19 protein-coding genes are annotated in these 25,181 nt (G+C 70.1%); 13 read left to right on the top strand and 6 right to left on the bottom strand.

The window, feature by feature from the left end; genetic code table 11:
• Positions 1-59 precede the first annotated feature (59 nt).
• From D1J63_RS12915 to D1J63_RS12890, 6 genes are all read left to right on the top strand, one after another.
• The gene (locus D1J63_RS12915; protein ID WP_102930880.1) at positions 60-812 is read left to right on the top strand and encodes a GntR family transcriptional regulator; all 753 of its coding nucleotides are present in this window, start codon (positions 60-62) and stop codon (positions 810-812) included.
• A gap of 402 nt (positions 813-1,214) precedes the next feature.
• Entirely contained in the window at positions 1,215-1,406 is a 192-nt protein-coding gene (locus D1J63_RS12910; protein ID WP_125628989.1) for an SPOR domain-containing protein, read from the top strand.
• Positions 1,407-1,454: 48 nt separating this feature from the next.
• Positions 1,455-1,889 carry a (deoxy)nucleoside triphosphate pyrophosphohydrolase gene (locus D1J63_RS12905; RefSeq protein WP_102930878.1) on the top strand — a complete coding sequence of 145 codons (435 nt, stop codon included), beginning with the start codon at positions 1,455-1,457 and terminating at the stop codon, positions 1,887-1,889.
• 60 nt (positions 1,890-1,949) lie between these two features.
• Entirely contained in the window at positions 1,950-2,360 is a 411-nt protein-coding gene (locus D1J63_RS12900) for an ATP-binding protein (RefSeq protein ID WP_180989098.1), read from the top strand.
• A gap of 299 nt (positions 2,361-2,659) precedes the next feature.
• Positions 2,660-5,308: a SpoIIE family protein phosphatase gene (locus D1J63_RS12895; RefSeq protein WP_102930876.1), complete on the top strand. Its 2,649-nt coding sequence runs from the start codon at positions 2,660-2,662 to the stop codon at positions 5,306-5,308.
• 242 nt (positions 5,309-5,550) lie between these two features.
• Positions 5,551-6,720, top strand: coding sequence for a glycoside hydrolase family 18 protein (locus tag D1J63_RS12890; protein WP_241235552.1), 1,170 nt, complete (start codon positions 5,551-5,553; stop codon positions 6,718-6,720).
• On the opposite strand, the gene D1J63_RS12885 is transcribed toward D1J63_RS12890, so the two are convergent.
• From D1J63_RS12885 to D1J63_RS12870, 4 genes are read right to left on the bottom strand one after another with little or no spacing between them, the layout of a single operon-like run.
• Entirely contained in the window at positions 6,717-7,496 is a 780-nt protein-coding gene (locus D1J63_RS12885; RefSeq protein ID WP_125628988.1) for a succinate dehydrogenase/fumarate reductase iron-sulfur subunit, read from the bottom strand. The genes D1J63_RS12890 and D1J63_RS12885 overlap by 4 nt on opposite strands.
• Complete coding sequence (locus D1J63_RS12880; protein ID WP_102930874.1) at positions 7,493-9,442, bottom strand: fumarate reductase/succinate dehydrogenase flavoprotein subunit; 1,950 nt, start codon at positions 9,440-9,442, stop codon at positions 7,493-7,495. The genes D1J63_RS12885 and D1J63_RS12880 overlap by 4 nt, the downstream gene beginning before the upstream one ends.
• The gene (locus tag D1J63_RS12875) at positions 9,442-10,275 is read right to left on the bottom strand and encodes a hypothetical protein (RefSeq protein ID WP_125628987.1); all 834 of its coding nucleotides are present in this window, start codon (positions 10,273-10,275) and stop codon (positions 9,442-9,444) included. The genes D1J63_RS12880 and D1J63_RS12875 overlap by 1 nt, the downstream gene beginning before the upstream one ends.
• Positions 10,276-10,303: 28 nt before the next feature.
• Complete coding sequence (locus D1J63_RS12870; RefSeq protein ID WP_061442720.1) at positions 10,304-10,594, bottom strand: hypothetical protein; 291 nt, start codon at positions 10,592-10,594, stop codon at positions 10,304-10,306.
• A gap of 327 nt (positions 10,595-10,921) precedes the next feature.
• On the opposite strand from D1J63_RS12870, the gene D1J63_RS12860 reads away from it, so the two are divergent.
• On the top strand, positions 10,922-13,210 hold the full coding sequence (locus D1J63_RS12860) for an ABC transporter substrate-binding protein (protein ID WP_125628985.1): 2,289 nt from the start codon (positions 10,922-10,924) through the stop codon (positions 13,208-13,210).
• A gap of 7 nt (positions 13,211-13,217) precedes the next feature.
• On the opposite strand, the gene D1J63_RS12855 is transcribed toward D1J63_RS12860, so the two are convergent.
• Positions 13,218-14,846, bottom strand: a complete 1,629-nt coding sequence (locus D1J63_RS12855) for an IS200/IS605 family element transposase accessory protein TnpB (protein ID WP_125628984.1) — start codon at positions 14,844-14,846, stop codon at positions 13,218-13,220.
• Positions 14,847-15,160: 314 nt separating this feature from the next.
• On the opposite strand from D1J63_RS12855, the gene typA reads away from it, so the two are divergent.
• From typA to D1J63_RS12825, 6 genes are all read left to right on the top strand, one after another.
• Positions 15,161-17,077, top strand: a complete 1,917-nt coding sequence (typA, locus tag D1J63_RS12850) for a translational GTPase TypA (protein WP_125628983.1) — start codon at positions 15,161-15,163, stop codon at positions 17,075-17,077.
• Between the two features lie 710 nt (positions 17,078-17,787).
• On the top strand, positions 17,788-18,804 hold the full coding sequence (locus D1J63_RS12845; RefSeq protein ID WP_240798670.1) for an ABC transporter permease: 1,017 nt from the start codon (positions 17,788-17,790) through the stop codon (positions 18,802-18,804).
• Between the two features lie 101 nt (positions 18,805-18,905).
• Entirely contained in the window at positions 18,906-20,717 is a 1,812-nt protein-coding gene (locus tag D1J63_RS12840; protein ID WP_125628982.1) for an ABC transporter substrate-binding protein, read from the top strand.
• Between the two features lie 104 nt (positions 20,718-20,821).
• Complete coding sequence (locus D1J63_RS12835; RefSeq protein WP_125628981.1) at positions 20,822-21,799, top strand: ABC transporter permease; 978 nt, start codon at positions 20,822-20,824, stop codon at positions 21,797-21,799.
• 9 nt (positions 21,800-21,808) lie between these two features.
• Positions 21,809-22,870, top strand: coding sequence for an ABC transporter ATP-binding protein (locus D1J63_RS12830; protein WP_125628980.1), 1,062 nt, complete (start codon positions 21,809-21,811; stop codon positions 22,868-22,870).
• Positions 22,871-22,882: 12 nt separating this feature from the next.
• The gene (locus D1J63_RS12825; RefSeq protein WP_125628979.1) at positions 22,883-23,998 is read left to right on the top strand and encodes an oligopeptide/dipeptide ABC transporter ATP-binding protein; all 1,116 of its coding nucleotides are present in this window, start codon (positions 22,883-22,885) and stop codon (positions 23,996-23,998) included.
• Positions 23,999-24,138: 140 nt separating this feature from the next.
• On the opposite strand, the gene D1J63_RS12820 is transcribed toward D1J63_RS12825, so the two are convergent.
• On the bottom strand, positions 24,139-25,179 hold the full coding sequence (locus tag D1J63_RS12820; protein WP_125628978.1) for a dipeptide ABC transporter ATP-binding protein: 1,041 nt from the start codon (positions 25,177-25,179) through the stop codon (positions 24,139-24,141).
• Positions 25,180-25,181: the final 2 nt, after the last annotated feature.

Genomic DNA, 25,181 nt, shown 5'->3' with positions numbered 1-25,181 from the left:
CCGGCCGAACCTACGGTTGCCACGCTGTTGCTGTCTGTACAACCTGATGGGAGCGGCCAGTGACATTCGGTGAGCAGCCGGCGTATCTGCGTGTCGCGGGTGATCTCCGCAAGAAGATCGCCGACGGCCTGCTGCCGCCCCATACCCGCCTCCCGTCCCAGGCGCGGATCCGCGAGGAGTACGGCGTCTCGGACACCGTCGCCCTGGAGGCCCGCAAGGTGCTGATGGCCGAGGGTCTCGTCGAGGGCCGCTCCGGCTCCGGCACCTATGTGCGCGAGCGGCCCGTCCCGAGACGCGTCGCCCGCTCCGGGTACCGGCCGGCCGGTGGCGCCACGCCCTTCCGGCAGGAGCAGGCCGACGCCGACGCGCGCGGCACCTGGGAGTCGCGCAGCGAGCAGGCCGAGGCGAGCGGCGCCGTGGCCGAGCGGCTCGGCATCGAGCCCGGCGACCGGGTGATGTGCACCCGGTACGTCTTCCGGGAGGCCGGGGAGGCCGTCATGCTCTCCACCTCCTGGGAGCCGCTGGACCTGACCGGGCGCACGCCGGTGATGCTGCCCGAGGAGGGGCCGCTCGGCGGCATGGGCGTCGTCGAGCGGATGGCCGCCATCGACGTCGTCGTGGACAACGTCACCGAGGAGGTCGGCGCCCGTCCCGGCCTCGCCGAGGAGCTGCTCGCCCTGGGCGGCGTACCGGGACACGTGGTGCTGGTCGTCCAGCGCACGTTCTACGCCTCGGGGCGCGCGGTGGAGACGGCCGACGTGGTCGTCCCGGCCGACCGGTACCGGGTGGCGTACCACCTGCCCGTCAGGTAGTTCCGCAAGTGGCGCACCGGCCCTGGGAGTTGTCCGGCCCCGCTGTGTGAGATGGCGCACGCCCGTCGTGCGCCTCCCACGCCCCTTTCCTCCGTACGCACACCTGCTCGCACATCCGTCGCTCCCGGGGTGCCCTTCGCGCGGCGCCGGAATCCGGTCGTTCCCGCAGGTCGTTCGCTCCGATTCCGGTATGCCTGTGACCGGAGGCATCGGTGTGCGGAGACGGCGCGTTCTGCACCGTGCGCCCCCTGCGTTCTGGCTGGTTGCGTACCTCTTTGTGCAAAGTCGTATTCGCTCCGTGAAGGTTGGGCGTAGGCTCGGGCATATGCGGATTGCGGTTTCCTTGGCGGGCGGGGCGCGGCGGGTGCCGTGGACGGCGGGAACGGGAGGCGGAGGGGCGCGATGAACGACAGCACGATCACTCTTCCCTGGCTGGTCTTCCGGCAGGACGACAACGGCAATCGCTACCGCGTGGGCCGGTACGCGACCCGGGCCGAGGCCCAGAAGATCGCGGACACCCTCGACGGTCGCGGACACAAACAGCTCTACTGGGTCGAGAGGCTCGGCGCGGCGGGCACGGGCGCGGCGGACTGATCCACCGGGGACCGACCCGGCGGCCGGACAGGCCGTAGGCTCCGGCGCATGACGGAACGGATCGTGGTGGGCGCCGCCCTGGTCGACGGCGGGCGCCTGCTCGCCGCCCGCCGCAGCGCGCCCGCAGAACTGGCCGGACGGTGGGAGCTGCCCGGCGGCAAGGTCGAGGCCGGCGAGACGCCCGAGGCGGCGCTCGTGCGCGAACTGCGCGAGGAACTCGGGGTGGCGGCCGAGGCCGGTGAGCGCGTCCCGGGGCAGTGGCCCCTCAGGGCGCCGTTCGTGCTCCAGGTGTGGACCGCCCGCCTGCTCCCCGGGTCCGCCGCCCCCGAACCCCTCGAGGACCACGACGCCCTGCGCTGGCTGACCCCCGCCCAGGTCTGGGACGTGCCGTGGCTGGAGCAGGACGTACCGGCCGTCGAGCGGGTGCTCGCACACCTGCGGTTCGAGACGAGGGGCGCGACGCGCGGTACCGGGCCCGGATAAAGGGTATGTGCCCATTAACCCCACGAAAAGGGACACCGGTGGGGGTTGTCGGCCGGGGAAGTGATCGGCGTGAGCGACAACGAGGGTGACTGCGCCGAGTGGGTCTTCCCCGCGGCGCCGGACGCGGTGCGGACCGCCCGCTCCCTGGTCCGGCACACCCTGCGCGAGTGGGAACTCGACAGCGTCGTGGACATCGCCGCCCTGCTCGTCAGCGAGCTGGTCACCAACGCCCTGCGGCACGCCACCGGACCCATCGGCGTTCGCGTCGTGCGCGGGCCCGCCGGGGCCGCCGGGATCCTGCTGGTGGAGGTGTCCGACCCGCTGCCCGACCCGCCCCGAGAGCGCGTCGCCCACCCCGACGACGAGGACGGCCGAGGGCTGCAACTGGTGGCTTCCGCCACGCGCCGCTGGGGCACCCGCCCCGGTGAGGCGGGCAAGACGGTGTGGTTCGAACTCGCCCTGCCGCACTGACGCGACAGCTTCGTGACACACCGTTGCCGACGCGTCGACTTCTGTCCGATATCGACCGAATCCTCCCATCGCCCGGACCCTCAACCGGTGCAGGCCAGTGGCAGTTGTGGAACTGCGTGATTCGATGCCGTGTCCGCTGGTTAGAAGACTGGAAGTGTTGTCACGGTCCGGACCGAAAACCATCGGGACCGTGCTGTGATCGTGAACACCGTGTCGTGCGGCGCCGTAGTGCTGGATACTGCGGGCAGCCGCCTCCGGTGACCGGTGCCGGACGCGGTGAGCTGGAGGGGACGGTTCGCGTGAGCGAGATACCAGCGAGGGCCGAGACGCCCACGGAGTCCACGGAGCCCGAGGGCCCGTCGTACCGGGCGCCACTCGGTGACGCGGTGTGGCAGAGCAGCCCGCCCGGCTCCATCTACGACTACATCAAGGTCGCCTCCTTCTCCATCGGCCCCGACGGGCTCGTCGACCAGTGGAGCCTGCGCGCGGAGCAACTGCTCGGCATCCGGGCGGAAGACGCCGTGGGCACCGACCCGATCGAGACCTTCATCGACCCCGACCTGCGCGAGCGCGGCCAGCGCAAGATGACCGAGATCCTCGACGGCCGGGAGTGGACCGGCGTGGTCCCCTTCCGGACGCCGGACGACTTCCGGGCGCCCGACGGCTTCCGGACGCCCGACGACGGCACCGGGCCCGGGCCGCGTGCGGGTGGACGGCGCGGCCAGCGCGGGCTGGCCGAGGTGTACGTCATGCCGACGCGCACCGAGGACGGGGAGAAGGCCGCCGTCTGCATCGTCGTCGACGTCCGCGTCCTGCGCAGCATCGAGACCGACCTCGCCGCCTCGCAGGCCATATTCGGCCAGTCTCCCTTCGGGTTCCTGCTGATCGACCCCGACCTGACGGTGCGCCGCGCCAACCAGCGGTTCGCCTCCATCTTCGGCGGCACCCCCGACGACCACCGCGGCAAGGGCGTCCACGACTATCTGCCGCGCGCCGAGGCCGACCGGGTCTCCGCGACCCTGCGCCGGGTCCTCGAGACCGGCGAGTCCATCACGGACATGCATGTCACGGGCTTCGTGCCGGGCTCGGAGGAACACCGCCACTGGTCCGTCAACCTCTACCGCGTGCACAGCGGTTCCGGCCGGCCCATCGGCGTGGCCTGGCTCGGCACCGACATCACCGCCCGTCGTCAGGCCGCCCGCGAGGCCGCCGCCGCCCGGCGCAACCTCGCCCTCCTCAACGAGGCCGGCGCCCGCATCGGCAACTCCCTCGACCTGGAGACCACCGCCCGCGAACTCCTCGACGTCGTCGTCCCCGGCTTCTGCGACCTGGCCACCGTCGACCTCTACCAGGGTCTGCTGGTCGGCGACGAGACCCCGCCCGGCCTCGCCGACGGCAGCGCGGAACTGCGCCGCGTCGCCTTCTCCAGCGCCGTGTCCGACGCCCCGTTCCTCGGCACGGGTGAGCGGGTCAAGCTCGGCGCCGTCCACCACTACCCGTTCAACTCGCCGTGCGCGGACGCCCTGCGCACCGCCCGGCCGCGCAGCGTCCCCGCCGAGGACGGCGGCCTCGTGCAGTCCACGCTCGCCGTGCCGATGGTCGCCCACGACACGGTCGTCGGACTCGTCCAGTTCGCCCGCACCAAGGGCAGCGAGCCGTTCGGCGACCGGGACCGTGACCTCGCCGTGGAACTGGCCGCGCGCGCCGCCGTCTGCATCGACAACGCCCGCCTGTACCGGCGCGAGCACGAACGCGCCCTGATACTGCAGCGCTCCCTGCTCCCGCCCGGCGACCCCGAGGCCTCCGGACTGGACATCGCCTGCCGCTACCTGCCCGGCAACGCGGCCACCGGCCGGGCCAGCGAGGTCGGCGGCGACTGGTTCGACGTGATCGAACTCCCCGGGCACCGCACCGCGCTGGTCGTCGGCGACGTGATGGGCCGCGGCCTGCGCGCCGCCGTCGCGATGGGCGAACTGCGCACCGCCGTACGCACCCTGGCCCAGCTCGACCTGGAACCGGCCGAGGTGCTCGGCCACCTGGACGAGATCGCCCGCGGCCTCGGCGCGCCGGGAGGCGTCCAGCAGGCCACCCGGGCCGCCCGCCGCCCCCGCGAGGCCGACCTCTCCGAGGTCTACCTGGCGACCTGCGTGTACGCCGTCTACGACTCGGTGACCCGGCGCTGCACCTTCGCCAACGCCGGCCACCTGCCGCCGGTCCTGGTCGAGCCCGGCGAGTCCGCGCTGATGCTGGACGTGCCGCCCGGCCTGCCGCTCGGCGTCGGCGGGGAGCCCTTCGAGGAGGTGGAGGTCGAACTGCCCGAGGGCGCCCTGCTCGCCCTCTACACCGACGGCCTGGTCGAGAGCCGCGACCACCCCCTCGACGAGGGCCTCCAGGCCTTCGTGGGCGCCCTCACCGACCCCACGCAGCCCCTGGAGGACGTCTGCGACCAGGTCCTCAACACCCTCGACAGCCACCACGGCGAGGACGACATCGCGCTGCTGATGGCCCGCGTCCAGGGCCTCCCCAGCGACAGCGTCGGCGACTGGACCCTGCCGCGCGAGCCGCGCAGCGTCGGCCGGGCCCGCGAGTACGCCCGCGCCCAACTGCTCGCCTGGGACATGGAGCCACTGGTCGACACGACGGAACTGCTCGTCAGCGAGCTGGTCACCAACGCGCTCCGCTACGGCGAGGGCGAGATCAGACTCCGTCTCCTCCTCGACCGGACCCTGGTCTGCGAGGTCTGGGACTCCGGCCTGGTCCAGCCGCGCCGGCGCCGGGCCCGCGACACCGACGAGGGTGGCCGGGGCCTGCAACTGGTCGGCCTGCTCAGCGCGGCCTGGGGCTCACGCCGTACGCCGCGCGGCAAGACGGTCTGGTTCGAGCTGCCCCTGCCGGGCGCCGACACCCAGCTCACCGACCCGGCGGAGGCCCTGCTGAGCCTGTTCTGACCCGGCCCGGAGTCGTACGGGTCCGGGTCCGCCGGGTGCGGCGCACATGCCCGTACCCGGCCAGCAGCAGGGCCGCCCCGGCCGTGACCAGGGGCGGCACCAGATCGGCGGAGATCATCCCCGCACACCCCCGACCGCAACCGGAACACCGGTTCGAGTCGTCCCCGCAGGCAACACGCTCGCAGCGTAGGCACGATTTCCGGCCACCGCGAGCCGGGGCCGGACCACAGGGAGGGGACACGGTGGAGGACACGGAACCGAGAAAACCCGAACCGGCAGCCGCCGACGGCGAGGACGGGCCACCGGGGCCACCCGCACCCGAAAGCGAAAGCAGCACGGGTGGTGCGGGTGGGAACAGGGATGCCGAAGGCGAAGCCGAGGCGTCCCGGCGAACGCGCCGCCGCACCGGCATCCGCATCCGCATCCGCCGAACGGTGCTCGCCATCGTCCTCGTCCTCCTCGTCCCCCTCCTCACCGCCGAGACCGCCCTCCGCATCAACTACATGGGCGACCCGGCCGACGGCACCCACACCCGCAACCGCGACGCGATGTGGCTCGGCCACGCCTGGGTCGACGGCCGCAAGAAGGACGCGGACCTCAAGGCGCTGGCCCGGGAACTGAAGACCACCGGAATCCGCGACCTGTACGTCCACACCGGCCCGATGGAACACGACGGCACCCTGCCGAAATCCCTCTACCCCAGGGCCCGCTGGCTGATCGACGGCGTGCACCGTGAGCTGCCCGGCGTCCGCGTCCAGGCCTTCCTCGGCGACGTCCTCGCCACCGAGAGCCCCGACGGCATGCGCCTGGAGAAGACCGAAACCCGCGCCGCCGTCGTCGACTCGGCCCGCCAGGTCCTGGACGTGGGCTACGACGGAGTCCATCTCGACCTGGAGCCGCTGCACTCCGGTGACCGGAACTACCTCTCCCTCCTGGACGACATCCGCGCCGTCACCCGCGCCCGCGACGCGCAGCTCTCCGTCGCCGCCCACCAGATCGACCCGCTGCCGGGCTTCCACTCCTTCTGGGGCACGGTCGCCGGACACCCCAAGTGGTGGTCGCAGAAGTTCTTCGGGCAGGTCGCCCGCCGCGTCGACCAGATCGCCGTCATGTCGTACGACACCATGCAGCCCCTGGAGAGCCTGTACGGCGGCTACGTCGCCCAGCAGACCTCGCTGGCCCTGGAGGTCACCCCGCCGACGACCCACCTCCTGATGGGCCTGCCCTTCTACCACGAGAACCGCTTCGGCCACTGGAACCACGCGGAGACCGTCGCCGCCGCCGTCCGCGGCGTCCGCCTCGGCCTGTCCCGCACGGACGCCGACCGGGAGCGGTTCGGCGTCGCGGCGTACATCGACTTCGCGGCGACGGAGGAGGACTGGACGTCGTACCGGGACGGCTGGGTGCGCTAAGCCCGGTCGGACCGGCGCCGGCCGATCTTCGACCCCAGCCACACCAGCGGGTCGTACTTGCGGTCGACGGCCCGTTCCTTCAGGGGGATCAGCGCGTTGTCCGTGATCCTGATCCCCTCGGGGCAGACCTCCGTGCAGCACTTGGTGATGTTGCAGTAGCCGAGGCCGTGGTCGTCCTGGGCGGTGCGCGAGCGGTCCAGGCCGGTGGCGCCGGCGGCGTCCAGCGGGTGCATGTCCAGCTCGGCGACGCGCATGAGGAAGCGCGGGCCCGCGAAGGCGGGCTTGTTCTCCTCGTGGTCCCGCACGACATGGCAGGTGTCCTGGCACAGGAAGCACTCGATGCACTTGCGGAACTCCTGCGAGCGGTCCACGTCCTCCTGCATCATCCGGTACTCGCCGGGGCCGAGATCGGCGGGCGGCACGAAGGCCGGGACCTCGCGGGCCTTGGTGTAGTTGAACCCGACGTCCGTCACCAGGTCCCGGATCACCGGGAACGCGCGCAGCGGGGTGACGGTGATCGTCTCCTCGCGGGTGAAGACGGACATGCGGGTCATGCACAGCAGCCGCGGCCGTCCGTTGATCTCCGCCGAGCACGAACCGCACTTGCCCGCCTTGCAGTTCCAGCGCACCGCGAGGTCGGGGGCCTGGGTGGCCTGGAGGCGGTGGATGATGTCGAGGACCACCTCGCCGTCGTTCACCTCGACCGTGAAGTCCTCGAGGCCGCCGCCCTCCACGTCGCCGCGCCACACCTTGAAGCGGGCCTCGTAGCCGCTCATTCGGACAGGCCCTCCAGTTCCTCGTCGGCGAGGTACTTCACCAGCTCCTCCTTGTCGAAGAGGGCGAGCAGGTCGGGCCGGATCGGCTCGGTGGTCTGCCGCTCCAGGGCGATCCGGCCGCGCTCCGGGTCCGTCGCCGCGAGTCCCCCCGACGGGTCGGCCAGCGAGCAGATCAGGTTGGCCGGGCGCCAGCGCCGGTCCATCGACGGATGGTCCTCGCGGGTGTGCCCGCCGCGCGACTCGGTGCGCTCCAGCGCGGCCCGCGCCACGCACTCGCTGACCAGCAGCATGTTGCGCAGGTCCAGGGCCAGGTGCCAGCCGGGGTTGAACTGCCGGTGCCCCTCCACGCCGGCCCGGCGGGCCCGGGTCCGCAGCTCCGCCAGCTTCTCCAGGGCCTGCTTCATCTCCGCCTCGCGGCGGATGATGCCGACCAGGTCGTTCATCGTCTGCTGGAGTTCCTGGTGCAGGGTGTACGGGTTCTCCGGTGGGCCGTCGGCGGGCTCGTGCGCCTCGGCGGAGAACGGCCGCAGCGCCTCCGCGGCGGCGGCGTCGACCTGCGCGTCGTCGACCCGTGCGCGGGCGCCCTCGTCCGTCTGCCCCGCCGCGTACTCGGCCGCGTACCGACCGGCCCGGCGGCCGAACACCAGCAGGTCGGAGAGCGAGTTGCCGCCCAGCCGGTTGGAGCCGTGCATCCCGCCCGCCACCTCACCGGCCGCGAACAGCCCCGGCACGCCGCGGGCGGCGGCGGTGTCGGAGTCGACGGCGATCCCGCCCATCACGTAGTGGCAGGTGGGCCCGACCTCCATCGCCTCCGCCGTGATGTCCACGTCCGCCAGCTCCTTGAACTGGTGGTACATGGAAGGCAGCCGGCGCCGGATCACGTCGGCGGACATCCGGGTCGACACGTCGAGGAAGACCCCGCCGTGCGGGGAGCCGCGGCCCTCCTTCACCTCGGCGTTGATCGCGCGGGCGACCTCGTCGCGGGGCAGCAGCTCGGGCGGGCGCCGGTTGTGGTCCGGATCGTCGTACCAGCGGTCGCCCTCCTCCTCCGACTCGGCGTACTTCTCCTTGAAGACGTCCGGTACGTAGTCGAACATGAACCGCTTGCCCTCGGAGTTGCGCAGCACCCCGCCGTCGCCGCGCACCGACTCGGTGACGAGGATGCCCTTGACCGAGGGCGGCCAGACCATGCCCGTCGGGTGGAACTGCACGAACTCCATGTTCAGCAGCGGCGCCCCGGCCAGCAGCGCCAGGGCGTGGCCGTCGCCCGTGTACTCCCACGAGTTCGACGTCACCTTGAACGACTTGCCGATGCCGCCGGTGGCGATCACCACCGAGGGCGCCTGGAGGACGAAGAAGCGGCCGGTCTCGCGCTCGTAGCCGAAGACCCCGGAGACCTTGCGGTCCTCCTTGAGCACGCGGGTGACCGTGCACTCCTGGAAGACCTTCAGCCGGGACTCGTGGTCCCCGGTCTCGCGGAAGTCCTCCTGCTGGAGCGAGACGATCTTCTGCTGGAGGGTGCGGATCAGCTCCAGGCCGGTGCGGTCGCCGACGTGGGCGAGGCGCGGGTACTCGTGGCCGCCGAAGTTGCGCTGCGAGATCCGGCCGTCCTTCGTACGGTCGAACAGCGCGCCCCAGGTCTCCAGCTCCCACACCCGCTGCGGGGCCTCCTGGGCGTGCAGCTCGGCCATCCGCCACTGGTTGAGGAACTTGCCGCCGCGCATGGTGTCGCGGAAGTGGACCTGCCAGTTGTCGCCGGAGTTGACGTTGCCCATGGAGGCGGCGATGCCGCCCTCGGCCATCACGGTGTGCGCCTTGCCGAACAGCGACTTGCAGATCACGGCCGTACGGGCGCCCCGCTCGCGGGCCTCGACGGCGGCGCGCAGTCCGGCGCCGCCCGCGCCCACCACGACGACGTCCCATTCCTGCCGGTCGACCACGGACATCAGAACAACCTCGGATCGTCGAAGACACCGGACGCGACGAGATACACGTAGAAGTCGGCGAGTGCCACGCTCACCAGTGACGCCCAGGCGAGCTGCATGTGCCGGGCGTTGAGCCGGCCGACCAGCTGCCACATCCGGTAGCGCACGGGGTGCCGGGAGAAGTGCTTCAGCTTGCCGCCGACGATGTGCCGGCAGGAGTGGCAGGAGACGGTGTACGCCCAGATCAACACGATGTTGGCCAGGAACACCAGGGTGCCGAGCCCCATGTGCCCCCACGCGTAGTGCTCGTCGCGGAAGGCGAGCACGGTGTCGTAGGTGAGGATGCCCGCGACCAGGAGCGCCGCGTAGAAGAAGTACCGGTGGACGTTCTGCAGGATCAGCGGGAAGCGGGTCTCGCCGGTGTACTTCCGGTGCGGCTCGGCCACCGCGCAGGCCGGCGGGGACGCCCAGAAGCCCCGGTAGTAGGCCTTGCGGTAGTAGTAGCAGGTCAGGCGGAAGCCGAGCGGGAAGATCAGGATGATGATCGCGGGGGAGATGCCCCACCAGGTGCCAAAGAGTTCCCAGTTGGGCCCCGAGCGCATCGGCTCACAGTTCTCCGCCAGACAGGGGGAGTAGAAGGGCGAGACGTAGGGGGCCGCGTAGTAGTCGGCGTTGGCGAAGGCCCGCCAGGTCGAGTAGACGACGAAGGCCAGCAGGCCCGCCGCGGTGGCGGCCGGTGCCAGCCACCAGCGGTCGGTGCGCAGGTGCGGGGCGCGGATGGCGGCGCGCGTCGGGGTGTGCACGCCGCCGCGCGTATGGGGGTCGGTCGCTGGGGGTTCCGTACCAGTGGCCACTGGGCGACTCCGGTCGGTCGGGTCGGGATCAGGGGGCGCGGCGGTCGCGGGCGCCGAGGCCCTCGTCGTCCGAGTCCGTCCACAGCGAGCCGTCGTACGGCGTGTCGGGGATCGGTACGAGGTCCGGACGCTTCGGCGCGTCCGGCGCGGCAGCCGCCGCCCGCAGCAGCGCGAGGCTCTCGCGCAGGTGGTCGGCGTCGGTGCGGACCCGGCGGACCTCCAGGCCGCCGCTGCCCAGCTGCTGCTCCAGCCGGGTCACCGTCCGGGCCAGTTCGTCGAGGCTGCGCTGCACGGATGACAGATCGTCGTGCACGGACAAGACGTGACCTCACTTCCGTCGGACACGGCAGACAGTCGCCGGGCCGTGACTCGGGGGCGACGCGCATGCGCCTGAGAGTGTCGCGCGTCACACCGGCCGCTGGGAAGGGATGTGCACCGATTGGCCGGGGCGCGTCGGTGCATCGCGGGCGGGGTTGAGCCGCACGGGTGAGCTTGCGCACCGTCGTCGCCGTGTCTCCCGGCGTCGCCGAACCGTTTCCCCTTCAGTGGCCGCATCCCCGTCCGGATACAAATGATCAACTTGAATACCGCACATACGGCAAATGCGGCACAACGCAGCAAACGCGGCCTTCCGGAGGTAGCAGAGATGTCCCACGTCGGCGTCGGACCGCGCGCGGTCATGCGTTCGGTCGCCTTCCTCACCGCGGGTGTCCTCGCGGTCCCCGCGCTGGCCGGCTGCACCTCCGAGGAATCGGCCGGCAAGCCGCTCGCCGCACAGGACGTCGGCGCCGCGACCCGCGCCTCCGTCTCCGACGGCGGCACCCTGCGCTGGGCCGTGGACTCCGTACCGGACACGCTGAACACCTTCCAGTCGGACGCCGACGCCACCACGACCCGCGTCGCCCAGGCCGTGCTGCCCTCGATGTACCGGATGGACGAGAACGGCAGCCCGGTGCGCAACCCCGACTACCTGGAGTCGGCCGAGGTCGTCGACACCGAGCCCAAGCAGGTCGTCGTCTACAAGCTGAACCAGCAGGCCGTATGGAGCGACGGACGGGAGATCGGCGCCGCGGACTTCGCCGCCCAGTGGCGCGCCCTGTCCGGCAAGGACAGCGCCTACTGGACCGCCCGCAACGCCGGCTACGACCGGATTGAGAAGATCGAGCGCGGCGCCGACGACCTCGAGGTCAAGGTCACCTTCAGCCGGCCCTACGCCGACTGGAAGGCCCTGTTCTCGCCGCTGTACCCGAAGGACGTCATGGGCACCCCCGACGCCTTCAACGACGGCGCGCGGCGGTCGCTCAAGGTCACCGCCGGGCCCTTCACGGTCAAGAAGGTCGACACCAAGGCCGACCAGGTCGTCCTCACCGGCAACCCGCGCTGGTGGGGCGCCCCGGCGAAGCTGGACAAGATCGTGCTGCGCGCCGTACCGCGCGACGAGCGCGTCTCGGAACTCGTCGCCGGCAAGCTCGACCTGGCGGAGATCGACCCGGAGACCGCCGACGAGGTCACCCTGGCCGCGGCGCCCCGGGACCCGGCCACCGGCACCCCGCTGATGGGCCCGCAGGGCTCCCCGGCCGCGGGCGCCCAGGGCAGGTCCGCAGCCGAGGCGCTGCGCTCCTGGGCCGTCGCCAACGGCTCCGACGAGGAGGCCGCCGAGGAGGAGATCCTCGCCCGCGAGGAGCGGCGCGAGGCCGAGGCGAAGGCCGCGCGCCGGCAGAAGGCGCTGAGCGGCTTCGAGGTCCGCAAGTCGCTGGAACCCGCCTACACCCAGCTCGCCCTCAACGGCTCCGGCGGCCCCCTCGCCGACGAGCGCGTCCGCAGGGCCGTGGCCCGCGCCCTGGACCGCGAGAAGCTGGCCGAGACGGTGCTGAAGCCGCTCGGCCTGCCCGCCGAGCCCGTCGGCAGCCACCTCGCCCTGTCCGGCCAGCCCGCCTACGCCGACGGCAGCGGCGCGCTGGGCGAGCAGAACGCCAAGGAGGCCCGGGCCCTGCTCGCGGACGCCGGGTGGGTGCGCGGGGGCCCGGTGAAGAAGGACGGCGAGAAGGCGGCCGGGGCCGAGAAGGACGAGAAGGACGAGAAGGGCGAGAACGGCGAGGACAAGGAGAAGAAGAAGTCCGAGGGCGACGACGACGGCACGTACATCGTCGGCGAGGACAACAAGAACGCGGGCGACAAGAACGCGGACAGCAAGAACGAGGACAGCAAGAACCCGGACGACAAGAGCGACGACGGCACCGACCGGGAGAGTGGCGAGAAGCACAGCAGCGGCAAGAACACCGCCCAGGGCGGCGCCCCCGGCGCCTACGCGCCCAAGGGCACCGCGGCCCCGGCCGGCTCGGTGGCGGCCCCGCTCGCCAAGGACGGCAAGGCACTCACCCTGCGCTTCGTACTCCCCTCGGGCCCCGGCTCCGAGACCCTGCGCACCGTGGCCGACCGCATCACGGACATGCTGAAGGACATCGGCATCGGCACCGAGATCACCAAGGTGCCGGACGAGAGCTACTTCAAGGACCACATCGCCGCCGGCGAGTACGACCTGGCGCTCTACTCCTGGCCCGCCTCCGCCTTCCCGGCCACCGACGCCCGCCCCATCTACGCCAAGCCCGTCCCGGCCGCCGACGGCTCCCTGAACGTCGCGCAGAACTACACCCGGGTCGGCACCGACCAGGTCGACCAGCTCTTCGACCGGGCCATGACCACCCTGGACCAGAAGGAGGCGCGGGACCTGCTGCGCAAGGCGGACTCGCGGATCTGGGCGGCCGCCGGCTCCATCCCGCTCTACCAGCGCCCCCAGCTGACGGTGGCCCGCAAGAACCTCGCCAACGCGGGAGCCTTCGGCTTCGAGACGCCGGTCTACGAGGACATGGGCTTCCTCGAGAAGGGCGCCCAGGGCTCCCGTCCCTCCGCCCCGTCGTCCTCTCCCTCCTCCTGAACCGTTCCTATTCTGTGAGCAGGAGTGAGTCTTGGACCCATTCCTGCTTACTGCGGACATCCCGAACGGTGTTGGGTGTCCTGGTTGCCCGCGTTCGCTCCGTGTCCGGTGGCACGGATCGTGTCCGTGGTCCGGGGATACGGGGGCGGGGTCCCTCACGTCCAGGAGTCTCCGGTTCGGCCTGGGCGGTCCGATGCCCGCATCCATCGCTCTGGTGGGTGCGGGGCGGTGCCGTCCGACGCCGGACCGGGTAGCCCTGGGCGCGTCGCCCGATCGCGATGCTCGCCGCATCGTGCCGGGTCGTCTTGCGGGTGCTGATGGTGAGGGGTTTCTGCCAGTGCTGGGCGCCCCAGCGGGAGGTGTAGGCGGGGTCGACGGCGATGATCGTGATGCCGGTCTGGTCGGCCATGGAGGTCAGGCGGGCGCGGAGTCGTCCTGTGGGTATGCCGGAGACCAACTGCCGGAACCGCCTCCTCGCGCCGTGCTTCTCGCGGGTCTTCTCGGCGGTGAAGTCCAGGTCCTCGACGGCGATGGCCTTCACCCCGGAGGCGGTGGCCCAGTGGAGGAGCCGGGTGAGCGCGTGGCGGACCTGGGCGTCGCGGTGGGTGGCGGGTCCGGTGAGGTCGTAGGAGAAGCGGCGCGGGTCTCCGACGGGGTTGCCGTGGGTGTCGAGGTGCCAGGCGGCGAGGTGGTCGGCGTTCATGTCGACCCCGATCACCCCCTCGGCCAGAGCCGCAGCCGTAGGGACGGTGCGGGTGACGGGCTTCTGCCAGGACGCGGTCACGTACCAGCGGCCCCGGGTGGTGTCGTAGTGGATGCGGTAGGCGACGGCCCGGTGCGCGGCGACGCGGTCGGCCCACTCCTGCCCCCGGTGCGCGAAGGTCACCCTGCCGGTGAGGACGTACCGGCCGTGCGCCGCGTTGGCCAGATGAGCCAGCGGGGCCGGGAGCCGGACGGACACCTCGCCGTCCGGGGCGATACGGATCGTCTCGTTCCCGAAGCGTTTCCCGGACTCCCCGTCCGCCTGCACAAACCACCGCTCGGCTTCCCACCGCTCACGCCACCGGGCCTCGGTGAGCCCGGCATCCGTCAGGTGATGCCGTGCGCGGGCCAGGCGTTTGCCGCCCCGGACCACGTGCACGGTCCCGGTCTCCCAGTCCGCGCGCGCCCGCTGCAGGCGGTCCTCCAGGACGTGCAGGCGCCGGGCCTTGGCATGCCACTCCCGCCGATTCCTGTACCCGCCCGGCGCGTGCTTCGACCCCTTCTGCCCGAGGGGCAACGACAGCCGGTGCCGCAGTGTCCGCGCCCCCGCTTCCAGGGACTGGATGTGGGCGTGGGCACAGCGGCGGGCCAGCGCCCACTGATCGTGCGACGCCTTGGTGATCGCACCCGCCCACCGCGCCGATGACACCGGCGTCAGCTCCCGCTTGCGCACCGCCCAGGCCCCGGCATCATGCCCCAGCCCGGCACGACAGCGTGCCTTCAGGTCACGGGACGCCAGCGTGCCCAGATGCGCGCCGACCTGCCGCAGCACCTCAACATCCACGTCGGTGAGCTGCTTGAGCCGGGTGCGCACCGTCGTCCCCGACGGCCCGCACACGACGAACGGCGCTGCGAGCTCCCGAAGACCAGCCACCTCGCACCCCCACTCAGCCGTTACGAACCGCCCACTCCAGTCAACGACGAGCACCCGCCGCAGGTCACGCATTCGGCAGGCGAACTCTCGTTCCCGCTCGGAGACAGGGCCTTCCCGCCCCACCGTGCTCACCCATTCATGCCAGAACACACTCATACGCGCTCAACGACCAGGGGTTCCCCACCCTCCCGGCAAGCCGCAGTCTCCGGAGCCCCGTACCATTGGGTGAGGCCGTGGCATGTACCGCCCGGCAGGCCCGCGTGACACGGACGTCCGCGAGGGCCGTCATCACACCCTCCGGGAGTACGCCTCATATGACCGCGTCCACCACGCGTCACGACATCCGCAACGTCGCCATCGTTGCCCACGTCGACCACGGCAAGACCACGATCGTCGACGGAATGCTCAAGCAGGCCGGTGCCTTCGCGGCGCACCAGCTCGACTCCGTCGACGACCGCATGATGGACTCGAACGACCTGGAGCGTGAGAAGGGCATCACGATCCTCGCCAAGAACACCGCGGTGAAGTACCACCCGAAGGACGGCGGGGACCCGATCACGATCAACATCATCGACACCCCCGGCCACGCCGACTTCGGCGGCGAGGTCGAGCGCGGTCTGTCGATGGTCGACGGTGTCGTGCTGCTCGTGGACGCCTCCGAGGGTCCGCTGCCGCAGACCCGCTTCGTGCTGCGCAAGGCGCTCGCCCAGCGGCTGCCGATCATCCTGTGCATCAACAAGACGGACCGTCCGGACGCCCGGATCGACGAGGTCGTCAACGAGACCTACGACCTCTTCCTCGACCTGGACGCCGACGAGGAGCAGATCGAGTTCCCGATCGTCTACGCCTGCGGCCGCGACGGCATCGCCTCGCTCACCAAGCCCGAGGACGGCACGGTCCCCGCCGACTCCACCAGCCTGGAGCCGTTCTTCTCGACGATCCTGGACTACATCCCGGCGCCGACCTACGACGCCGACGCCCCGCTCCAGGCGCACGTCACCAACCTGGACGCCGACAACTTCCTCGGCCGCATCGCGCTGCTGCGCGTGCACCAGGGCGAGCTGAAGAAGGGCCAGACCGTCGCCTGGATGAAGCGCGACGGCTCCGTGCAGAACGTGCGGATCTCCGAGCTGATGATGACCGAGGCGCTCACCCGCAAGCCCGCCGAGAAGGCCGGCCCCGGTGACATCTGCGCGGTCGCCGGCATCCCCGACATCATGATCGGCGAGACCCTGGCCGACCAGGAGAACCCGGTCCCGCTGCCGCTGATCACGGTGGACGAGCCCGCGATCTCCATGACCATCGGCACCAACACCTCGCCGCTGGTCGGCCGCGGCGCCACCGGCAAGGGCGCGGACAACAAGGCGGCCGTCAAGGACCGCAAGGTCACCGCCCGCCAGGTCAAGGACCGCCTGGACCGCGAACTCATCGGCAACGTCTCGCTCCGCGTCCTGGACACCGACCGCCCCGACGCCTGGGAGGTGCAGGGCCGCGGCGAGCTGGCGCTGGCCATCCTGGTCGAGACCATGCGCCGCGAGGGCTACGAGCTGACCGTCGGCAAGCCGCAGGTCGTCACGCGCGAGATCGACGGCAAGGTGCACGAGCCCGTCGAACGCATGACGATCGACGTGCCCGAGGAGCACATGGGCGCGGTCACGCAGCTCATGGGCGTCCGCAAGGGCCGGATGGACAACATGTCCAACCACGGCTCGGGCTGGGTCCGCATGGAGTTCGTGGTGCCCTCGCGCGGTCTGATCGGATTCCGGACGGAGTTCCTCACCCAGACCCGCGGCACCGGCATCGCCCACTCCATCCACGAGGGCCACGAGCCCTGGTTCGGCACCCTGACGACCCGCAACAACGGCTCGCTGGTCGCCGACCGCTCCGGCGCCGTCACCGCGTTCGCGATGACGAACCTCCAGGAGCGCGGCGTGCTCTTCACCGAGCCCGGCACCGAGGTGTACGAGGGCATGATCGTCGGCGAGAACTCCCGCGCCGACGACATGGACGTCAACATCACCAAGGAGAAGAAGCTCACCAACATGCGGTCGTCCACGGCCGACGTGACCGAGTCGATCGTCCCGCCGCGCAAGCTCTCGCTGGAGCAGTCGCTGGAGTTCTGCCGCGACGACGAGTGCGTCGAGGTGACCCCGGAGGCCGTTCGCATCCGCAAGGTGAACCTGGACGCCCGCGAGCGCGCCCGCGCCGCGAGCCGCGCCAAGCACGGCTGACCCGCCCGCCGTCCGGCGGCAGACAGCGGAGCCCGGGTGCCCCCATCATGGGGGTGCCCGGGCTTTTTTCAACCGGTTTTCCGAGCGCCGGAAGCCCCTCGACGACCCTCCGAGGGCCGCCCCGTGTCCGAAACGCGGAGATCGACGCCCGATACCCATGTAACACGTCCGTTTCGCGGTCTTCTCGTCCCGAACGGTTTGTCCAGATTTTGGAAGATCTACCCCTGAGCTGTGACTGAATTGAGATTTAAAGACGGTGGTCGGTTCTTCTGCTCATGGCAGATAGTTAGCCGCGTAACGCTCGGGTCAATGGGTCAAGCGCTGTGGGGACAGTGCCCGACTCACGAGCACCAGGGGGTGACTGAGCTTCCGTCAGGGGTGTCGGAAGCCAGATGAACGCCCCCTCCTGTCGGTGAACACGTGGAGTCATGAGGAGGAGTCCCATGCGCGGTGTAACGAACACCAGGTGGGTCACACGGTCCGTCGCCCGCAGCTGTGCACCGTCGGACGGCGACCGACTCTGAGGAGCGGGCCGGCCGCTGAAGTCCGGGCATCCGGCTACGCGCGTCCGGCTGCGGGTTTCCGGTGTCGTCCGGAACGTCCCGACGCTTCTTCATGATCCGTACCGCGATGGCGCACACCCTGCGCCGGTCGCCGGTTCGGCACACCCACACCTGTGAAATGGACGAATTGTGACAAGTCCAATCGACATTGAGGACGGCGGAACCGCGGCCGTCACCGATGATGCTCCCAAGCCCGCCAAGACGGGGGAGGAGCAGAGTCACGAAGGCCGGTCACCCGGGCAGTTGATGTGGCTCCGGTTCAAACGCGACCGGACCGGGGTCGTGTCGGCCTGCGTCGTGCTCCTCTACTTCGTCGTCGCCGCACTGGCCCCGCTCATCGCGAAGGTGTACGGGAAGAACCCGTACACGCTGTACTCCCGGGAGCCCGAATACCCCTTCCTCCTGGACGACTTCGCCATGCCCTCGGGCTCGTTCGGCGGGATGTCGGGCGACTTCTGGTTCGGCGTCGAACCCAAGCTGGGCCGCGACGTGTTCACCATGCTGCTGTACGGCATGCGCACCTCCCTGTACATGGCCGTGCTCGTCACCACGCTCTGCGTCGTCACCGGCGTGCTCATCGGGATGGTCAGCGGCTTCTTCGGCGGCCGGGTCGACTACTGGCTGGGACGCGTCACCGACTTCTTCCTGGCCTTCCCGCAGCAGCTGTTCTTCATCGCCTTCATGCCCGTCGTGACCGCGATGTTCGTCTCCCCGCAGGACGAGACCCCCACCTACCTCAGAGCCGTGGCCATCACCCTGGTGATGTGGTTCCTCGGCTGGATGGGGCTCGCCCGTCTGGTACGCGGGTCGGTACTGACCCTGCGGGAACGGGAGTTCGTGGAGGCGGCCAAGGTGTCCGGAGCCTCTCCCTGGCGCATCGTGCGCAAGGAGATCCTGCCGAACATCGTCACACCGATCCTGGTGCAGGCCACCTACATCCTCCCGAGCACCATCCTGTCCATCGCCTTCCTTTCGTACATCGGCGTGGGCTTCGTCGAACCGACCCCGGACTGGGGCCGCATGTTCGCCATCGGTGCCGACGTGTACGAGCAGGACCCGATGTTCATGTTCTTCCCGGGAGTGGCGCTGGTCGTCTTCGTCCTCTCCTTCAACCTTCTCGGCGACTCCGTCCGGGACGCATTCGACCCCAAGACCGGACGCTAACCGTCCATTGGTGGGTGGGGGAGCTGCCACCCCCGTGCCGGGCTTCCGGACCGTCAGGCAGCACTCGTGGACAACTATCGACAGGCAGGTGGATCGGCATCATGAAGCCCATCAGAACCCGCACCACGCGCACCACGCGCGCCATAGCCGTGGCCATCGTGGCCGGCGCGCTGGTGCTGACCGGCTGCTCCGGCGACAACAACGGCGGCGGCAAGGGCAAGAGCGACGCCAAGAACCAGAAGGACGCCGCCGAGCAGCAGGATCCCGTGTCCTACGGCGACGCCGCGGCGTCCAACGGTCCGGCCGAGGACGTCCCCGGGGCGAAGCCCGGCGGGTTCATCAACGTGTACATGCAGTCGGACATGACCCACCTGGACCCGGGCCAGATCTACGTCAGCGACGCCGGCCAGTTCGCCAACCTGATCCACCGCGGCCTGACGAACTACCAGGAGGACGAGAAGGGCAACCTGACCGTCGTCGGCGACATCGCCACCGACTCCGGCCAGTCCTCCGACGGCGGCAAGACCTGGACGTACAAGCTCAAGGACAACATCAAGGACGACCAGGGCAACGCCATCACCTCGGCGGACGTCCGGCACAGCATCGAGCGCCTGTACTCCAAGGTGATCTTCGACGGTCCGACCTACATCCAGTCCTGGCTCTCGGGCAACGACTACCGCAAGGCGCTGCCGGACGGCCCGTACAAGGGCAAGCACCTGCCGGACTCGGTGCTGGAGACGCCGGACGACAAGACGGTCGTCTTCCACTTCGACCAGCCGCGCCCGGACCTTCCGCAGGCCCTCGCCATGGCCGGTTACGCCGTCGTGCCCGAGAAGCGGGACACGAAGGAGAAGTACGACGACGCCCCCGCGTCCCTCGGCCCCTACAAGATCGCCGAGTACAAGCCCGGCAAGTCGATGAAGCTGGTCAAGAACGACCAGTGGGACCCGAAGACGGACTCGGTGCGTCACCAGTACGTCGACGGCTACAACTTCAGCTCCACCATCGACCAGGCCAGCCAGACCAAGCGGCTCATCGCCGACCAGGGCGAGGCCAAGAACGCCATCCAGTTCACGGACTCGGTCGACCCGGCCCAGATGTCGACGGTCATCAGCGACCCGGCGACGAAGAAACGTACCATCCAGGGCTACCAGGTCTACGTCTGGCAGCTCACCTTCAACCTGGACCGCCTGAAGGACAAGAAGGTCCGCGACGCGATCACCTACGCGATCCCGAACGAGTCCATGGTCCAGGCGGACGGCGGCCGTTACGGCGGCGAGGTGGCCGGCGGCCTGCTCGCGCCGACCCTGCCGAACTTCGACCCGAAGTACGACCCGTTCGGCAAGCTCAAGAAGCCCAACGGCGACCCGGAGAAGGCCAAGCAGCTGCTGAAGGAGGCGGGCGTCAAGGAGGGCACGAAGCTCACCTACGCCTACTCCAACACCCCGCGCGGCCAGGCCCAGATGGTCATCATCAAGGACGCCCTGGCGAAGATCGGCTTCGACGTCCAGGCCAAGGAGATCGACCGGGCCAGCTTCTACGAGCAGGTCGGCAAGCTGAAGAACCCGTACGACCTCTACATGACCGGCTGGGGCCAGGACTGGCCCAGCGCCTCCACGGTCATCACCCCGGTCTACGACGGTGAACTGGTCGCCGACGGCGGGTCCAACTACTCGCACATCAACGACGCCGAGGTCAACGCGCTGATCAAGAAGGCCCTGACGCAGGAGCCCGAGGAGGCGGCCAAGACCTGGGAGAAGGCCCACCACCGGATCGTGGAGGAGATCAACCCGGCGGCCCCGGTCTACTACTCCAAGCAGATCCAGCTCTACGGATCGAACATCGGCGGCGCCCGGTACAGCAACGAGTCGAGCTACATCGACATCAACGACCTGTACCTGAAGCAGCCGTAGCCCGCCGGCCCGGCTGACCGCGGGGGTGCGCGCCACGCAGGGCGCACCCCCTCGGGGGTCGTCTCCACCCGCCGCCGCGTTCCCGAAGAGAGCATCCACCTGCCATGCTTCAGTTCCTCGTTCGCAGGTTGATCGGCGCATGCGTGATCATCTTCCTGATCGGCGCCTTCACCTTCTTCCTGTTCTATACGATCCCCCAGGACTTCGCCGAGCTGTCCTGCGGCCGAAACTGCACCCCGCAGAACATCGAAGTGATCCGCGAGAACCTAGGCCTCGACAAGCCCATCACCTCCCAGTTCTGGGAGTTCATGGCGGGCATCGTGAACGGCCGGGACTTCAGCCAGGGGCACTGCTCCGCACCGTGCCTGGGGGTGTCCTTCGACACCGGAGAGTTCGTCTGGGACTCGATCCTGGACCGGTTCCCGCTCACGCTCTCCCTGACGCTCGGCGGACTGGTCATCTTCCTGTTCCTCGGCCTCGGCTCGGGTCTGCTGGCCGCCTGGAAGCGCGGCACCGTGGTGGACAAGGCCGTCAGCGGTGCCTCGATCGTCCTCAGCTCGTTCCAGATCTACTTCCTCGGCCCGATCGTCCTCGGCATCTTCGTCTACCAGTCGGGGATCTTGGACAACCCGAAGTACGAGCCGTTCACTGAGAACCCGATCGCCTGGATGGTCGGCATGATCATCCCCTGGTGCGTGATGGCCACCATCTTCACCGCCCAGTACACCCGTATGGCGCGCTCGACCATGATCGAACAGCTCCAGGAGGAGCACGTCCGCACCGCACGGGCCAAGGGCATGAAGCAGCGCTACGTCTTCTTCCGCTACGCCTGGCGCGGTTCGCTGATCCCGATCGTCACCATCCTCGGCGTGGACCTCAGCGCGCTGCTGTCCGGGGCGGTGGTCACGGAGTTCACCTTCGACCTGGCCGGCATCGGCCGGCTCGCGGTCGACTCGTCGCTGACCAAGGACCTGCCGGTGACGATGGGCGTCATGCTGTTCGGGGCCTTCTTCATCCTGATCCTGAACATCGTCGTGGACCTCGCCTACGCCTACATCGACCCGCGCGTGCGGCTCAGCTAGGAGAACTCCGTGAGCACTTCGACCAAGACCGAAGGCGCGCCGGCCCCCACCGGGCCGGAGTCCTTCTTCTCGGTCCGCGACCTCCGGGTGCGGTTCTCCACCGAGGACGGCATCGTCAAGGCGGTCGACGGCCTGTCCTTCGACGTCGAGCGCGGCCGGACCCTCGGCATCGTGGGGGAGTCGGGTTCCGGCAAGTCCGTCACCAACCTCACCGTGCTGGGCCTGCACAACCCCAAGACGACCACGGTCGACGGCGAGATCGTCCTCGACGGCAAGGAACTGGTCACGGCGACCGAGAAGGAGCTGGAGAAGCTCCGAGGCAACAAGGTCGCCATGATCTTCCAGGACCCCCTGACCGCGCTGTCGCCGTACTACACGGTGGGCCGGCAGATCGCCGAGCCGTACATGAAGCACACCGGTGCCTCCAAGAAGGAGGCGCGGGCCCGGGCGATCGAGATGCTGACCAAGGTCGGCATCCCGCAGCCCAAGAGCCGGGTGGACGACTACCCGCACCAGTTCTCCGGCGGTATGCGCCAACGCGCGATGATCGCCATGGCCCTGGTCTGCGACCCCGACCTCCTGATCGCCGACGAGCCGACCACCGCCCTGGACGTGACCGTCCAGGCGCAGATCCTGGACCTGCTCAAGGACCTCCAGCAGGAGTTCGGCTCGGCCATCGTCTTCATCACCCACGACCTCGGCGTCATCTCCGACATGGCCGACGACCTGCTCGTGATGTACGCGGGACGGGCCGTGGAGCGCGGCAGCGCCGCCGAGGTGCTGCGCAGCCCGCGGCACCCCTACACCTGGGGCCTGCTCAGCTCGATGCCGCGCCTGGGCGGCAGCCTCGACCAGCCGCTCAGCCCGATTCCGGGATCGCCGCCCAGCATGCTCAACCCGCCGTCCGGCTGCCCCTTCCACCCGCGCTGCGCGTTCACCGGTGAGGTGGGCGGCGACCGGTGCGCCACGCTGCGTCCCCCACTCGGCGAGGGACGCGCCGCGGCCTGCCATCTGACGGCGGAGCAGAAGCAGACCATCTTCATCGACAAGATCCAGCCCCGGCTGCGCTAGGGAGACCGAGACATGAGCGACGAACTCACCCTTCCCGCACAGCAGGGTCCCGCCTCCGCGTCGCCCGAGGTGCTGCTGAAGGTCCAGGGCCTGACCAAGCACTTCCCGGTCTACGGCGGCTTCCCGATCAAGCGCAAGGTCGGCGCCGTCCAGGCCGTGGACGACGTCGACCTGACCGTCGGCGCCGGCGAGAGCGTCGGCCTGGTGGGAGAGTCGGGCTGCGGCAAGTCCACCACGGGCCGGCTCATCACCCGGCTCCTGGAACCGACCGGCGGGAAGATCGAGTACGCGGGCCGGGACATCAGCCATGCCTCACGCAGGCAGTTGGCGCCGGTCCGGTCCGAGATCCAGATGATCTTCCAGGACCCGTACTCCTCGCTGAACCCCCGGCAGACCGTCGGCACGATCATCAAGTCGCCCATGGAGGTCAACGGGATCGACCCGAAGGGCGGCCGGGACAAGAAGGTCCGCGAACTGCTCGAACTCGTGGGTCTCAACCCCGAGCACTTCAACCGCTTCCCGCACGAGTTCTCCGGCGGCCAGCGCCAGCGCATCGGCGTGGCCCGCGCCCTGGCCCTCAACCCGAAGCTGATCGTGGCCGACGAGCCGGTCTCCGCGCTCGACGTGTCCATCCAGGCACAGGTCGTCAACCTGCTCCAGGAAGTGCAGCAGGAACTCGGCATCGCCTTCCTCTTCATCGCCCACGACCTGGCCGTCGTCCGGCACTTCTCGCAGCGCGTCGCCGTCATGTACCTCGGCAAGGTGGTCGAGGTCGGCGACCGGGTCTCCATCTACAGCAGGCCCCGGCACCCCTACACGCACGCCCTGCTGTCGGCGGTGCCCGAGGTGTCGACGATCGACGAGTCGGAGGACCGCGAGCGCATCCGCCTCGCCGGCGACGTCCCCTCGCCGATCATGCCGCCCTCCGGCTGCCGCTTCCGCACCCGCTGCTGGAAGGCGCAGGACAAGTGCGCGAACGAGGTGCCTCCCCTGGTCCGCCTCGAAGGCAACCACGAGGGCCACCTGACCGCCTGCCACTTCCCGGAGGAGCCGACGACCGCGGCCCGCGACGAGGACATCGTGCTGGACCCGGCGCTGACGGCGCTGGAGGACACGGGGAAGGACTGACAGCGCCGGGAACAGACCGAGGGCCCGCGCCTGGGGAGGCGCGGGCCCTCGGTTTCCCTGGAAGCGGACGAGTCCGGGCTCGGGTCAATGGGCCGTGGACGATCCCTTCCGGGGGCGGTGCCGACAGAAAAGGGGTGTTGTCAGGCTGCCGCCCCGGGGCTCTTGGTGAGACGGGGCGAGGGTACGTCATCCGTCTCGGGGTAGTGACACGCGGTCAGGTGCCCGGCCTTGTTGCCCTCCACCTGGACCAGCGGCGGAGCCTCCGACGCGCACTTCTCCGTCGCCTTCCAGCAGCGGGTGCGGAAGCGGCAGCCCGACGGCGGGTTGATCGGCGAGGGGACGTCGCCGACGAGCCGGATGCGCTCGCGGGGCGTCTCCTCCACCGTGGCCTCGGGCACGGCGGAGAGCAGGGCGCGCGTGTAGGGGTGACGCGGGTTGTCGTACAGGTCGTCGCGGTCGGCGATCTCCATGATCTTACCCAGGTACATGACCGCGACGCGCTGCGAGAAGTGCCGGACGACGGCCAGGTCGTGGGCGATGAAGACGAACGCGATGCCGAGTTCCCGCTGCACCTTCTGCAGCAGGTTGACGACCTGCGCCTGGATGGACACGTCGAGCGCGGAGACCGGCTCGTCGGCCACGATCAGCTTCGGGTTGAGGGCCAGGGCGCGGGCCACGCCGATGCGCTGGCGCTGGCCGCCGGAGAACTCGTGCGGGAAGCGGTTGAAGTGCTCGGGGTTGAGACCCACGATCTCCAGCAGCTCGCGCACGCGGTTCTCCCGGCCGCCGGCCGGGTTGATGTTGTTGATCTCCATCGGGCCGGAGATGATCTTGCCGACCGTCTGGCGCGGGTTGAGGGACGCGTACGGGTCCTGGAAGATCATCTGGATCTCGGACCGGATCGGCGCGAGCGCCCTGCGTCCCGCGTGCGTGATGTCCTGGCCCTTGTAGAGGACCTTGCCCCCGGTGGGCTCCAGCAGGCGCGTGATCAGCCGGCCGGTCGTCGACTTGCCGCACCCCGACTCGCCGACCAGGCCCAGGCTCTCGCCCGCGCCCACCGTGAAGTCCAGGCCGTCCACGGCCCGGACCGCACCGACCGTGCGGGAGATCGGGAAGCCGCCCTTGATCGGGAAGTGCTTGGTCAGGCCGCTGACGTCCAGGAGCGTTTCCGCGTTGCTCATGA

Source organism: Streptomyces sp. KPB2, assembly GCF_003950055.1.
Taxonomy (GTDB): domain Bacteria; phylum Actinomycetota; class Actinomycetes; order Streptomycetales; family Streptomycetaceae; genus Streptomyces; species Streptomyces salinarius.
The sequence above is the reverse complement of the archived record's forward strand: the minus strand, read 5'-3'. Positions and strand labels throughout refer to the sequence as shown.